We start from the raw sequence: 13,763 nt of genomic DNA on the forward strand, positions 1-13,763 counted from the left end.
ATAATTTAAAATAGATTATTTTTTTGGTTTTTAAAGTCGCGATATAAAATAAACTAAGTTCGGGTTAAATTTGATTACCGAATTTAACCCGAGTAAGGAAAATTAAAGTCTTTTTGAGCGTTTTAGATCGCCTGCAAATTCGCATCCTAACTTGTCTTTTAGCTCGCAAGCCTTCTCAAAAAGAGCGTAGGCGTCTTTAAATTTTTTCTCCTCTAGCAGATACGATCCCGCAGTCGCGCACGCAAATCCGTCGCCAAGTTCGCAGCTTTTATTTAGCAGAGCGCGCGCTTTTTCTTTGTCGCTAGACACGTATATCCCGCCGGCGCCCGAGCAGGCTTCTTTAGCGCCTAGTTCACAGCCTTTTTCGTATAGCTCAAGCGCTTTTTTAGGATCGGGCAAGATATCTTTGCCTAGCTGATAGAGCGCACCGGCTCTTGCGCAGGCCTGCGCATCGTTTGCGTCGCAAGCGGATATGAATTTGTTGCGAGCTACGGTTAAATTTGAGCTTTCGTAGGCTTTTATGCCGTCCTCGAAATCGCCGCCCAGAGCAAAAACCGCGGCAACTAGCATTAGAATTTTTTTCATTATCTCCCTTTAAATTTAAAATATTCTATTTTAGCATATTTAAAATTATTTTTTGTTTAGCCGTTTTTCTCTCGACCTAAAGTCTGGCATCAAGGCCGCGATGAAGCTATAAAAGCTTTTTTGATGGTGGGGGTAGATCAGGTGGGCAAGCTCGTGAAGCACGACGTATTCGACTAGCTCTGGGGCTTTTTCGATCAAATTTAGGCTTAAGTTTATATAGCCTTTGCGCGAGTTGCAGCTACCCCAGCGCGTGGTCATTTTGCGCACGACGACGCGGTTTATTTTGCGGTTTACGGTTGGAGCGAATTTAGCTATAAAATGCTCGTAAATGCGCCTCGCAAAAGCTTTTTTATAATTTTCTAGCGCAGCTAAACTCGCAGCGTAAATTTCGCCGTCAAATTTACGCCCGTCCGCGCTAGCAAATTTAGTCTCGCCAGGCTGTGCGTTAAATTTAATCGCGCTAAATTCTCCGTCAAATTTAGCGCCGTAAAGGTGCGGGTCTAGCCCCTCTGAGCTCAAATTTAAGCCGTCAAAAACTCCTGAGTCGCTTGTAAAACGTATCAAATTTACGCCCTTTAAATTCGGTTCTAGCACGATACGGTAAACCTCGCCCAGCAGCCTAAATTCATCCTCACGCGGCAAATTTGCTAGCGTTTTCTCGCGAGCAGATTTTAGCCAGTCGTAGTGTTTTTGCACGAACTCTAGCGCATATTTTTGCGCGGCGTAAAAGGGCAGCGAGACCGAGATTTCGCCTGATTTGGAGACCTTTAGGCGGGTTGTTTTGACGCCTTTTTTAAAATTTAGCGCGACGTCAAATTCGCCGCATTTTACGCTAACGGTTTTTACACGAGGCGTTTTGATTGCCATTTTCTGCTTCTCCAGCGCCAGGTATTTACGAGCCCGCGCAGCCACTCGTCGGCGGTAAATCCGATCCAAACGCCGATGATTCCCATGCCCTGCACTATGCCTAGATAATATCCCAGCGGCAGGCTCACGCCCCACATAAACACCGCGCCAGTCATCAGCGGAAATTTAGCATCCCCGCTCGCGCGCAGGGCGTTTACGATGACGATGTTAAATGTTCGACCCGTCTCAAGCGCGATAGAAAGGGTAAAAAGCGGCAGCATGATCTCTTTGAGTGCGGGCGTTAAATTTAGCGCGTCCATTATCTCAAATTTGCAAAAATACGCGACCGATACGACGCAAAGCGAGGCAAAAACGCCGATTTTTAGCGCGCGGAAAGTGCGCGAGTAGGCCTCGTCAAATCTCATCGCGCCCACTAAATGCCCCACGATGACTTCGTTTGCCACGCTGATGCTGGCTCCGCAAAGTAGGATTAAAAGCGTGATCTGAAAATAAACGGTTTGCACGTTTAAGCTAGCCTCGCCCATGCTCGCCACAAAGCCAAAAGCCACCATATACTGCGCCATCCAGAGCAAATTTTCGCCGGCACTCGGAAGCCCGACGGATAAAATTTTACGCAAGATCGCAAACGGCAGGCTAAATAGACGTTTAAAGAAAATTTTGACTTTGGCGTAGCGGGTAAGGATCAAAAATAGCACGATAACGCCCACTAGTCGTCCCGCGACCGTCGAGACCGCGACGCCGTAGAGGCCGTAGTTTGGCAGTCCTAGCCAGCCAAAAAGCGCGATAGCGTTGCCGCATAGAGTAATGATGTTCATTAAAAGCGAGACTAGCATGACGGCGGCGGCGAAGTTGTAGACGCGAAGCACGGCTGCTAGCACCATGCCGATACCGTCAAAAGCAAGCGCTACGCCTAGCATGTGCAGGTAGCCAAAACTCTCCTGTCTAAGCTGCTGCGGGACGTTTAAAAGCTCTAAAATTTCAAATCCGAAAAAGTAAATAAAAACCGCGCTAAAAAGCCCGATTATCGTATTAAACGTGATGCTAGCATGTATGACGCGTTTGGCTAAATTTATATTTTTAGCGCCTAGAGCCTGCGCGACTACGACCGAACAGCCGACGCTCAAAAAGTTAAAGATCGTCATAAATAAATCCATGACTTGATTGCCCGCGCCCATAGCGCCCACTAAATGGACGCTGACCTTAGTCACCATGTAGGTGTTTATGATGAGCGTAACAAAGTGCAAAAACATATCTAAAAATATCGGTATAGTAAGCTTTTTGAGCGATAAATTCATAATTTCTCTTTTGTAACGTGGATTTTAAATAACGCGCGATTATATCCAAATATAAATTTAAAGCGTTTTAAGGCGGCGCGGCGGGCTTGCTCGGTCGGCGGGCATAATCTTTTTATTAGATTAATCAAGTATAATTTAAAAAATCTACTACGAACGGACGTCAAAATGCATAAAACTTTTACCTCTAGATGGGCCTTTATCATCGCCTGCGTGGGCTCTGCCGTGGGCATGGCAAACGTCTGGGGCTTCCCGTATAAAGTCGGCTCGAACGGCGGCGGCGCATTTTTGCTTATTTACGTGCTTTTTATCGCGATATTTTCCTACGTCGGGCTATCTGCGGAGTATGCTATCGGTAGACGCGCTAAAACCGGTACGCTAGGCTCCTATGAATACGCCTGGAAGAGTCGAAACTGTAGAACTTTCGGTAAAATTTTAGGCTGGATACCTCTGGCTGGCTCCATGTGTATAGCTACTGGCTACGCAGTCATCATCGCGTATGTTTTAAAGGCGCTGTTTCAGGCAATCACGGGTTCGCTTATGACCGTGGATACGAACACTTGGTTTGACTCCTTTGCGTTTTCGTCCTATTCGGTCGTGCCGTTTCATTTTATCGTCGTTGCCGGCACGCTATTTACGCTATTTTTCGGCGCGCACAGTATCGAAAAAACCGGCAAAATCATGATGCCGCTTTTTTTTATTCTATTTTTTATTTTAGCGATTAGGGTGGCGTTTTTAGACGGGGCGTTTGGCGGGTATAAATTTATCTTTCACAGCGACTGGAGCAAGCTAGCTGATCCTATGGTATGGGTGTCGGCGATGGGTCAGGCGTTTTTCTCGCTATCTATCACGGGTTCTGGTATGATAGTTTACGGCGCGTATTTGCATAAAGACGAAGATATCGTCGATAGCGCGCAAAAAACGGCGATCTTTGATACGATCGCAGCGATGACGGCGGCGCTTGTGATGCTGCCTGCGGTCTTTGCCTACGGCATGGATCCCGCGGCGGGCCCCGGACTACTTTTCGTAACGCTGCCTAAAATTTTACAAGACATGGTCGGAGGCCAAATTTTTGCGATTATTTTATTTACGGCGGTGATTTTTGGCGGCGTGACGTCGCTACAAAATATGTTTGAAGTCGTCGCCGAGTCGATAATGCACAAATTTCCTAAGCTAAAGCGCGGCGTCGTGCTAATTTTGCTTTGCGCGGTGTGCTTTGGTATCGGCGTAAATATGGAAGCCATAACCAGCTGGGGGCCGTGGATGGACTTCGTGTCTATCTACATCATTCCTATCGGCGCGGTGATCGGCGCAGTGTCGTGGTTTTGGGTCATCAAAAAAGAAGAAATCATGGACGAGATAAATACCGGCGCGGCAAAAAAGCAAGGCGCGCTGTGGTATTTTACGGGCAGATATATATACGTGCCGATGGCGCTTACGCTTTGTATCATCGCGCTTAGCATGCATATATCGTTTTAAGGCGCGCGCGTGGCACTCATAGATCTAATCGAAGTTAGTAAAAAATTCGGCCCCAATGAAATTTTAAACAAAATAAGCCTAAGCGTAAACGAGCGCGAGCGTATCGCTATCATCGGCAAAAACGGCAGCGGCAAAAGCACGCTGATGAAACTAGTCGCGGGCTCGCTAGAGCCTGATAGCGGCAGGCGTATCCTGCAAGGCGGCGTGAAAGTAGAAATGCTCGCGCAAAATCCCAAATTTGACGATGCGGCGACGGTAAAAGACGCGCTAAATTTGGAGCTAAAAGAGATCTTTGACGCTATGGGCGAGTATGCCGCGGTACTAGAAGCGCTCGGCCGCGATCCGCAAAATAAAGAACTAAATGCTAGGCAAGATGAACTAATCAAATTTATCGAAGCAAAAGACGGCTGGCAGATCGAGCGCAAGATCGAGCGCGTGCTGGAGGAGTTTAAACTAAAAGAGTACGAAAACCGCGCTGTTTCTAGCCTTAGCGGAGGCGAGATACGCCGCGTGGCTCTGGGCGCGCTGATACTTAAAAAGCCCGATGTTTTGCTGCTTGACGAGCCTACCAATCACCTTGACGTTTATATGGTGAGATTTTTAGAGGATATGCTAAAAAGCTCGCGTCAGACGATAGTTTTTATCTCGCACGATCGCTACTTTATCGACGCGCTGGCAACTAGAAGCGTCGAGATCGAGGAGGGCGCGCTGGCATCGTTTGACGGCGGTTACGCAAACTATCTAGCCAAAAAAGAGGAAATCCTAGCCAGCCTAGCCAAATCTCACGAGACGTTGCTAAAACAGCTAAAAGCCGAGGAGGAGTGGCTGCGCCGCGGCGTCAAAGCGCGTCTAAAGCGCAACGAAGGACGCAAAGAGCGAGTGCTAGCCATGCGCGAAGAGGCTAAGAAAAATCCGGGCGTTATACGCCGTGTTAGGCTCGAGCTTGAGCGAGCGAGTAAAAATTTTAATCAAACTCAAAGCATAAACCGCAAAAAAATGCTCTTTGAGATCAAACAATTAAGCAAAACTATCAGCGGCAAGCAGCTTTTTAGCGATTTTAACGCTAGAGTACTGCAAGGCGAACGCATCGCGATAGTCGGACGAAACGGCAGCGGCAAAAGCACTCTTATTAAAATTTTACTCGGGTTTGAAAAGCCTAGCAGCGGCGAGATCAAGCGCGGCGAGGTGCGAGTGGGGTACTTTGATCAGTCGCGAAGCGCTCTGGATGACGATAAGAGCCTCATCGAGACCTTTTGCCCAAACGGCGGCGATCACGTCATGGTGCGCGGGCGAAATATGCACGTCTACGGTTACCTTAAAAATTTCCTATTTCCTAAAGAATTCCTCGATAAACCTATCGGCGTGCTAAGCGGCGGCGAGAAAAACCGCGTGGCACTGGCGCTACTTTTTAGCAAGGAGTACGACGTGCTCGTACTAGACGAGCCCACAAACGACCTAGATATCGCTACTATCAACATCCTTGAGGACTATCTGCAAAGCTTTGAAGGCGCCATAATCATCGTTAGCCACGACCGATACTTCGTCGATAAGATCGCGCACAAGCTCTGGGCATTTGAGGGGACGGCGATCGAGGTGCTGCATCAAGAGTACAGCGTCTATCTCGAACTAGAAGACGAATTAGCCGAGCTTGGTAAATTTGAAGCAAGCCTAGCGAGCGAAGCCGAGCAAGCGCAAAAACAAAAGAGCAAAACAAGCGCCAAGCTAAGCTACAAGCAAACGCAAATTTTATCCTCGCACCCCGAGAAAATCGCCGCGCTGGAAGCTAAGATAAAAGAGCTAAACGCGGGCCTTAGCGATCCTAAAATCTATCAGCAAATCGGCCTAACCGCGCTTTATAACGACCTAGAGGCCGCTAAAAACGAGCTTGAAACGCTAGAGAACGAATACTTTGAAGTCTTGGAAATCGCCGAAAATTTGGAGCAAATTTGAAAAAATTAACTAAAACGGGCAGAGTTAGCGCTCTAAATTTACGCACGATTAAGCGAGACGAGTTTATCGGCGCTAGTTTTGAGCTGGACGGGATTAAATTTAGCGGCGTTTTTTCGGCGGATTTTAGTCTGGAACAGGGCGACCTCGTGCGCGTAGAGTACGAAAGAGACGGCTTTATAAATAGAATAACCCTGCTTGAAACCCTGGCTAAAAATAGCGAAAACAAGAGCATGACGGCAAAAATCATGAACATTGCGGTTTTTATCTCGCTGGCGCTTCTTGCTCTTTGTATCGCAGGCGGAGTGATTTTTTCTTTGATTACTGGCAGATTTGAGATTCGCGATTTTACCGATGTTATTAGGCTTATTGGCATTTGCTTCCTTGTTTGGTCGCTAGCTTACCATGCGATAGGAAAATTTAAAATTTTGAGATATTTTACTTGATTTTAGGCTTAAATTTACGTTTAGTCCGCTTAAATTTAGGCCTAAAATTTAGAAAAGATTAAAAATTTAACCCAAATTACCGCAGTTTGCCCGTAATTTTAATCAAATTTTTTATATAATTTCGTGTTTTATTAAAAGGTTTATGATGGATAGAAAAACTTGGAATTCGAAAATAACGTATATTTTGGCTGTTGCGGGCGCGACCGTGGGCTTTAGCGCGACGTGGCGATATCTCGCATCGAAGTAGAGAGGCCGACCGCCATACTTTATATCACATTTGTATAGTTTTTATCCTTGCGATCATCTTTGGCGTTTCAAAAGCTAGGGGTGCAAAGAGGGATTGCGGATAAATTTAACGTAAATTTTTAAAGCGCCTTTTTTAGGTGCTTTGCTCCTTAAATTTAGCCCAAAATTTAAGGAGCAAATTTGACCCATTTACTTTTTTTCGTTATTTTGAAATGAAGCTGAAATTTACAAAAAAGGAGAAAAATGATCAAATTTCAAAGGTCGAAATTTAACAATTCGGTATTTATCCCATCGCTTGTCGTCATATTTTTAATAACGGCATTTGCAGCAATATTTCCAAATTTCTCAAATGAGTTTTTTAAAGGTATGCAAAACTACATCGCGGCCAAATTTGGCTGGTTTTACATCCTGGCCGTCGCCGTCATACTTCTAAGCATCATCATCCTTGGCTTTAGCAAGCTTGGCGAGATCAAACTGGGGGCCGATCACGTAAAGCCGGAGCACAAAAATATCTCGTGGTTTTCTATGCTTTTTGCCGCCGGCATGGGCATCGGGCTTGTGTTTTTTGGCGTGGCTGAGCCGCTCATGCACTATCTAAATCCGCCGCTCGGCGACGCACAAACTATCGCAGCGCAAAAGCTTGCGATGAATATCACCTTCTTTCATTGGGGTATGGGCGCATGGTCGGTTTATGCCATCGTGGCGTTAATCCTTGCCTTTTTCTCGTACAGGCACGGCTTGCCGCTCACGCTTAGATCGGCGTTTTATCCGATCATCGGCGATAAAATTTACGGCAAGATCGGCAACGCCATCGACACATTTGCCGTCGTAGCGACGCTTTTTGGCGTAGCGACCTCGCTAGGATACGGCGTACTTCAGGTAAATGCCGGCCTTACGCACGTTTTTGGCCTGCCGACTATGCATATTACGCTTCTAATAGTGCTTTGTTTTGCAGCGACCATCTCAGCGGCAAGCGGCGTGGATAAGGGGATTAAAATTTTATCAAACTCAAATATCGCGCTAGCCATTTGTTTTATGTTTTTGATACTATTTTTAGGCGATACGACGCAGCTTTTGAAGTCGTTTGTGCAAAACAGCGGCGACTACGTATCGACGCTTATTTCAAACACCTTTAACCTCTACGCCTACGAGAGGCAAAACGAGAGCTGGCTTGGCGGTTGGACGCTGCTATACTGGGCTTGGTGGCTATCTTGGTCGCCGTTTGTGGGGCTATTTATAGCTAAAATTTCAAAGGGTAGGACGATAAGAGAATTTGTGATCGGCGTGCTTTTCGTGCCAACCGGCTTTACATTTGCTTGGATGAGCTTTTTTGGCAACTCGGCGATCGCGCTTGTTCAGGGCGGATTTAGCGAGCTTGCAACGACCGTAAATTCCGACTCGGCTTCGGCGCTTTTTATGTTTTTAGAAAAATTTAGCTTTTCAAGCTTGCTAAGCACGATCGCAGTCTTTATGATCGTCATATTTTTCATCACTTCGGCCGACTCAGCGGCGATCGTGATGAACATGCTTTGCTCAAACGGCAAGGACGATACGCCGGTTTGGCAAAAGGTCTTTTGGGGCGTTACGGTGGGCGTCGTGGCGGCATTTTTGATGCTAGCCGGCGGCCTTGGCTCGCTTCAAGCACTTACGATAACTACGGCGTTGCCGTTTGCCATAGTGCTACTTGGCGCCATTTACGGGCTATTTAAGGCGCTGCGCGTCGATGTGACCAAAAAAGAGACAAATAACTTTAACAACATGCCTCTTAGTGATCTTTCAAAGCCGTGGCAAGAGCGCCTAAGTGCGATCATTACGCTGCCAGGCAAGAAAGATGGCAAGAAATTTTTAAACGAAGTCGTGCTAAAAGCCTTTAACGAGCTAAAAGAGGAATTTGCCAAAAACGGCCTTGAGGCAAATGTAACAAAAGCTGAAAATTTCGTAAATTTAAACGTCGGACTTGGCGACGAGATGGATTTTAGATACGGCGTATATCTCACCAAAAGCCAGAGCCCGGACTACACTAGAGAGCTTGAGGGCGACGATCTTTATTACAGAGCCGAGGTATATCTAAAAGAGGGCGGTCAAGACTACGACGTGCTTGGTTGGAGCGAGGCCACTCTGATAAACGACGTCGTCGAGCAATACCGCAAACATATGCAGTTCTTGCATGTCGTTAGAAAATAAAAAATTGGCGTAAATTTGCAGAAATTTGCGCCTTTAAATTTATGCCAAACAGCCTTTTTCTAATAATATTTACCGATTTTAATCCGGATTTGTTTTAAATTTTAAAGATGGTTCTAAAAACTTTAAATAAAATTTTTATATAATCCCTATTTTTCACAAAGGTATACAGATGGATAGAAAATCGTGGAGTTCAAAGCTCACATACATTTTAGCCGTTGCAGGAGCTACGGTCGGTTTTGGCGCGACGTGGCGCTTCCCGTATCTAGTCGGGCAAAACGGCGGCGGCGCCTACGTACTCGTGTTTTGTATCGCGATGATAGTGATCGGTATACCGATGATTTTGGCTGAAAATGCGATCGGCAGACGCCTAAAATGCAACGCCGTGGATGCATTCGGCGGTAAAAATATAAATCCGGCGTGGAAAATCGTGGGCTGGATGGGGCTGCTTGGGGCATTTGGTATCATGGCCTACTACATGGTTATCGGCGGCTGGGTGCTAAACTACATCGCGCAGATCGCATTTGGTATGCTAGATCTCTCGCAGGTGCTGAGCTTTGAGGCTACGAGTGCGTTTTACGAGCAAAATATCGTTAGCGATCCGCTGGCTATTAGCTTTGCGACGCTCGTGTTCGTACTCGTAAACTACGCGATCTTGGTTCAGGGCGCCGTCGGCGGAATAGAACGCTCGGCGAAGTACCTCATGCCGCTACTTTTCGTGCTGATGATCGTGATGATCGTAAAAAACTTGACCTTAGATGGCGTGGCACAGGGGGTTAAATTTTACCTCACGCCAGATTTTTCAAAGATAAATTTAAAGCTTTTCGTCGAGGTTTTGGGGCAGGTATTTTTCGCGCTTTCGCTTGGTTTTGGCGTGATGATCACGCTTTCAAGCTTTGTTAAAAAGGACGAAGGGCTGGTTAAAATCTCTATCATCACGGGCATCCTAAACACCCTCATCGCCGTGCTTGCGGGCTTTATGATATTTCCGTCGCTCTTTAGCTACGGCGTATCTCCCGATAGCGGCCCAAGCCTCGTGTTTAAGAGCTTGCCGATCGTTTTTTCGCATATGCCTTTTGGCGGATTTTTTGCGGTGGCGTTTTTTGCGCTGCTGATGATCGCTGCGCTCACGACCTCGCTGCCGATCTACGAGGTTATCATTACGACGCTTCAGGAAAAATTTAAAATAAAACGCAAAAGCGCGATTTTGCTGGTTCTAAGCACGATATTTATATTTGGAAATTTACCGTCCTTGATGGCTACGAATTTGCTTGCGGACGTTAAAATTTTCGGTAAAAATATCTTTGACGCATACGACGCCATCAGCGCTACGATATTTTTCGTGCTGACCTCGCTTGGGTGCGCGATATTTGTCGGCTGGGTGCTAAAAGACGAAGCAAAACGCGAGATAATGCAAGGCAGCGAAAAATATGCAAAACTCGTAAACATCTGGTTTTGGTATATCAAATTCGTCGTGCCGTTTATCATTTTGGTGCTTTTTATCAGCTCGTTTTACGATAATTTTTTAAAGTAAATTTGATGGCAAGTCTCATAAATTTAGCTAACGGCGATCGCCTAAATTTGCGCGTAGAAGGTCAAATTTTACTTAGCGAGAGCATCAAAAACGGCAAAACGAGGCAGACGCAAAAGGAGTTTGCTAGCGCTGGCGAGGCGCAAAAAGCCTGCGTGAAAAAGGAGTGGGAGAGCCTGAAAAAAGGCTACATCCTGCAAAATGCGAACACGAAAGCCGGCGAAGCGAATTTGCACGTCTATATCGGCGGCGGATACACGGGCGCGCTAACCTTTGCTGGCGCGGGCGGCGAGTTTTTCGTCTACAAATGCGGCGGCTACGAAGAAGAGGACTCGGTAGATTTTCTAACTAGGCTGAGCGCAGACGGAGCGATAAGAGGCGATATCATCCTGCCAAAGCCGCTTGCGTGGCACGCGGAGTGCGCGGGCGAAAATTTGCTGCTGGACTTAGATCACGATATTTTTAAATTTAACCCACAAACGGGAGAATTTACAAACGTCTTTAAAGAGCTAAAAATAAAAAGAAACGGCGATATTACGAGCTGCGTTTACGCGTCTGGCGATGCTGCGGCATTTGCGGCTTACGGCCAAATTTACGTTTTGCGAGACGGGGGTTTTTCGTCTCTTGGCAAATACAAAACTGACTCGGGCTGCGGAGCTGCGTTTTGCATAGCGCTTAGCACGGACGGCTCAAAGCTAGCTCTAAGCTGTAAGCAAAACGAGATCAAAATTTTTAACGCGCTAAATGGAGAAATTTTAAACGAGATAAAAGAGGACTTCGGCGCGCTTAGCGACGTTTGTTTTTTAAATGACGGCTCGCTGCTAGGCAGGGAGTATTACAATGGCGGTCTAGTCTTTTTTGACGCGGCAGGCTCGCGGCAAACTCCCACGTGGTTGCGGGGCGAGTGTGCCAAGGCTCAGAAGATTTGCGTTAGCAAGGACGGTTCGAGACTCGCGCTAATTAGCTACGACAAAGCCCGCATCATCGATCTAAAAAGCGGAAATTTGCGGCTTATCTTTGAGCTCTCGCACGTCGTGAAACGCTGCGAGGCCAAATTTGAGCGCATAAACGGCGAGGAATTTTTAGCCGTGCGCACCGACTACGGCTGCTTTAGTCTTTATAAAATTTAAGGAAAGATATGTTTTATTTTTTGCTTGGGGTTTACTTTTTTTACGTTGCCGTAAAGGCTACTTTGGCGATTTTACAGATAAACTTCATCCGCGCAGAGGCGAAAAAGCCCGCCGTCGTGCTAGAGCAGGGCGAGTACGAATCAGCCGCCGCGGCAGCGATAACGAATCAAAAATTTGAGATAGCTAGCCTGCTTTATCACGCCGCGATATTTGTGATGTGGGCGTGCTGGGGGCTTGGCGAGATGTATGAAAGCGCCTATAAAACGGAAGAACTGAGGGATCATATCGTCTTTGTGATGGGCTTTTTGATCATCTCGTCGCTACTGGAGCTACCGCTAAATATCTACGAAACCTTCGTCAAAGATAAAAGGCTCGGCTTTTCAAACGTAACGCCCAAAATTTTCGCGCTTGATCTAGCAAAAACGCTCGCGCTAACGTTGGTGTTTGGCACGCTGTTTGTGTGGCTGGTGCTGCTTTGCATTAGATTTTTGGGCGATTTTTGGTGGTTTTGGGCGTTTTTGCTGAGCTTCGCGGTCGCGCTCGTGATAAATCTCATCTACCCGACGCTTATCGCGCCTATCTTTAACAAAATGCAGCCGCTAGAAGAGGGCGAGCTAAAAAGCCGTATAGAAGGGCTTTTGACGCAGTGTGGCTTTAAAAGTAGCGGCGTTTATACGATAGACGCTAGCAAGCGCGACAACCGCTTAAACGCCTATTTCGGCGGCCTTGGCGCAACTAAGCGCGTGGTGCTTTTCGACACGCTCGTTAAAAAACTAAGTTTAGAGGAGATAATCGCCGTTTTGGGGCATGAGCTCGGGCACTTTAAGCACAAAGATATCCTAAAAATGATCGCTCTAAGCGCGGTTATGCTTTTTGCGATGTTTTTTATATTCGGCAACATCCCTGATGCGGCGTATGGAGCGCTGGGACTCAGTCCGGCAGGCGGCGGAACGATCGTGTTTTTGCTACTTTTTTCGCCGATTTTCGGGTTTTTATTTTCGCCCGTTAGCTCGTATTTTAGCCGCGCGAACGAATTTGGCGCCGATAAATTCGCAGGCGACGTCTCAAACAAAGCCGACATGATAAGCGCGCTAAAAAAGCTAGGCTCCGAAAACAAGGCCTTCCCGAAGGCTCATCCGCTCTACGCGTTCGTCTATCACTCGCACCCAAGCCTCTTTGAGCGTATAAACGAGCTGGAAAATGACGGTAAATGACGCGCTAAAGGCCGCCTCTTCGCAGATCGCGCCCGCGTGCGAGATAAGCGGCGCAAATCCGGCGCGCGTAGCCAAGGCGCTTTTGATGCGACACCTCGGCGTAAAAATCGAGTGGATATTTTTAAATTTAAACCGCGAGCTAGAGGATGCGGACGGATATTTTGCGCTAGCAAAACGCTTCGCAAATCACGAGCCGCTAGAGTATATAACGGGCGAGGCGGGCTTTTACGGGCTTAGTTTTAACGTAAAAAAGAGCGTCTTGATCCCGCGCCCCGAGACTGAAATTTTAGTCGAAAAATCTCTTGAGATTTTATCAAATTTACCTGTTCGCGGCGAGTCGCCCCTAGTAGCTGAGATAGGAGTCGGAAGCGGGATAATCAGTATCTGCCTCGCGCTAAACTCAAACGCCAAAATCATAGCCTCCGATATCAGCGATGATGCGTTAAATTTAGCTCGCGAGAATGCCGCGAAATTTGGCGTAGAGAACAAAATAGAGTTCATAAAATGCGCGTATCTGGATCAAATTTACGGGCGATTTGACCTGCTCGTTTCAAATCCGCCATACATCGCACAGGACTACGAGCTTGATAAATTCGTACTAAACGAGCCGCACGAGGCGCTGTTTGGCGGCGCGGCGGGCGATGAGATCTTAAAAAACATTATCTTTGTCGCTAAAAATCGCGGCGTAAAATACCTAGCCTGCGAGATGGGCTACGATCAGCAAGAAAGTATGCAAAGCGCGCTTAAATTTAATGGGTTCGAGGCTGAGTTTTACAAGGATTTAGCGGGGTTTGACCGCGGATTCGTCGCGCGAAATATATTTGCAAATTTCTAAATTTGCGCGC

11 protein-coding genes and 1 pseudogene are annotated in these 13,763 nt (G+C 46.9%); 9 read left to right on the plus strand and 3 right to left on the minus strand.

The annotated features are described in order from the left end of the window. Positions 1–102: 102 nt before the first annotated feature. Genes QZ157_RS06810 through QZ157_RS06820 form a run of 3 tightly spaced genes read right to left on the minus strand, consistent with a single transcriptional unit; the run spans position 103 to position 2,747 of the window. Positions 103–585 carry a sel1 repeat family protein gene (locus QZ157_RS06810; protein ID WP_295143494.1) on the minus strand — a complete coding sequence of 161 codons (483 nt, stop codon included), beginning with the start codon at positions 583–585 and terminating at the stop codon, positions 103–105. Between the two features lie 45 nt (positions 586–630). After that, the gene (locus tag QZ157_RS06815) at positions 631–1,452 is read right to left on the minus strand and encodes a SprT family zinc-dependent metalloprotease (RefSeq protein ID WP_295143497.1); all 822 of its coding nucleotides are present in this window, start codon (positions 1,450–1,452) and stop codon (positions 631–633) included. Next, entirely contained in the window at positions 1,428–2,747 is a 1,320-nt protein-coding gene (locus QZ157_RS06820) for an MATE family efflux transporter (protein ID WP_295143500.1), read from the minus strand. Before QZ157_RS06820 ends, QZ157_RS06815 begins: the two co-directional genes overlap by 25 nt. A 165-nt stretch (positions 2,748–2,912) precedes the next feature. Between QZ157_RS06820 and QZ157_RS06825 the strand changes: the two genes are divergently transcribed. The 9 genes and pseudogenes from QZ157_RS06825 (at position 2,913) to prmC (ending at position 13,753) form a co-directional block, all read left to right on the plus strand. Further along, a complete protein-coding gene (locus QZ157_RS06825; RefSeq protein ID WP_295143502.1) occupies positions 2,913–4,223 on the plus strand; it encodes a sodium-dependent transporter in 1,311 nt (436 codons plus the stop codon). A gap of 9 nt (positions 4,224–4,232) precedes the next feature. Then, positions 4,233–6,173, plus strand: a complete 1,941-nt coding sequence (gene abc-f, locus QZ157_RS06830; RefSeq protein WP_295143505.1) for a ribosomal protection-like ABC-F family protein — start codon at positions 4,233–4,235, stop codon at positions 6,171–6,173. Then, complete coding sequence (locus QZ157_RS06835) at positions 6,170–6,616, plus strand: hypothetical protein (protein ID WP_295143508.1); 447 nt, start codon at positions 6,170–6,172, stop codon at positions 6,614–6,616. The genes abc-f and QZ157_RS06835 overlap by 4 nt, the downstream gene beginning before the upstream one ends. A 145-nt stretch (positions 6,617–6,761) precedes the next feature. Continuing rightward, positions 6,762–6,848 (plus strand): annotated as a pseudogene (locus QZ157_RS06840) (hypothetical protein); the annotation flags it as partial. A gap of 257 nt (positions 6,849–7,105) precedes the next feature. After that, the gene (locus tag QZ157_RS06845; RefSeq protein ID WP_295143510.1) at positions 7,106–9,046 is read left to right on the plus strand and encodes a BCCT family transporter; all 1,941 of its coding nucleotides are present in this window, start codon (positions 7,106–7,108) and stop codon (positions 9,044–9,046) included. A 169-nt stretch (positions 9,047–9,215) separates the two neighbouring features. Then, a complete protein-coding gene (locus QZ157_RS06850; protein ID WP_295143513.1) occupies positions 9,216–10,577 on the plus strand; it encodes a sodium-dependent transporter in 1,362 nt (453 codons plus the stop codon). 5 nt (positions 10,578–10,582) lie between these two features. Continuing rightward, the gene (locus QZ157_RS06855; protein WP_295143517.1) at positions 10,583–11,704 is read left to right on the plus strand and encodes a WD40 repeat domain-containing protein; all 1,122 of its coding nucleotides are present in this window, start codon (positions 10,583–10,585) and stop codon (positions 11,702–11,704) included. Between the two features lie 8 nt (positions 11,705–11,712). Next, on the plus strand, positions 11,713–12,918 hold the full coding sequence (locus QZ157_RS06860; RefSeq protein ID WP_295143520.1) for a M48 family metallopeptidase: 1,206 nt from the start codon (positions 11,713–11,715) through the stop codon (positions 12,916–12,918). Next, the gene (prmC, locus tag QZ157_RS06865) at positions 12,905–13,753 is read left to right on the plus strand and encodes a peptide chain release factor N(5)-glutamine methyltransferase (RefSeq protein ID WP_295143522.1); all 849 of its coding nucleotides are present in this window, start codon (positions 12,905–12,907) and stop codon (positions 13,751–13,753) included. Before QZ157_RS06860 ends, prmC begins: the two co-directional genes overlap by 14 nt. Positions 13,754–13,763 lie beyond the last annotated feature (10 nt).

The organism is uncultured Campylobacter sp., from assembly GCF_905372745.1.
Lineage (GTDB): Bacteria > Campylobacterota > Campylobacteria > Campylobacterales > Campylobacteraceae > Campylobacter_A.

Coding starts and splice junctions, on each gene's coding strand:
- QZ157_RS06810 (WP_295143494.1), bottom strand. CDS start 585: ATGAAAAAAATTCTAATGCTAGTTGCCGCGGTTTTTGCTCTGGGCGGC.
- QZ157_RS06815 (WP_295143497.1), bottom strand. CDS start 1,452: ATGGCAATCAAAACGCCTCGTGTAAAAACCGTTAGCGTAAAATGCGGC.
- QZ157_RS06820 (WP_295143500.1), bottom strand. CDS start 2,747: ATGAATTTATCGCTCAAAAAGCTTACTATACCGATATTTTTAGATATG.
- QZ157_RS06825 (WP_295143502.1), top strand. CDS start 2,913: ATGCATAAAACTTTTACCTCTAGATGGGCCTTTATCATCGCCTGCGTG.
- QZ157_RS06845 (WP_295143510.1), top strand. CDS start 7,106: ATGATCAAATTTCAAAGGTCGAAATTTAACAATTCGGTATTTATCCCA.
- QZ157_RS06850 (WP_295143513.1), top strand. CDS start 9,216: ATGGATAGAAAATCGTGGAGTTCAAAGCTCACATACATTTTAGCCGTT.
- QZ157_RS06855 (WP_295143517.1), top strand. CDS start 10,583: ATGGCAAGTCTCATAAATTTAGCTAACGGCGATCGCCTAAATTTGCGC.
- QZ157_RS06860 (WP_295143520.1), top strand. CDS start 11,713: ATGTTTTATTTTTTGCTTGGGGTTTACTTTTTTTACGTTGCCGTAAAG.
- prmC (WP_295143522.1), top strand. CDS start 12,905: ATGACGGTAAATGACGCGCTAAAGGCCGCCTCTTCGCAGATCGCGCCC.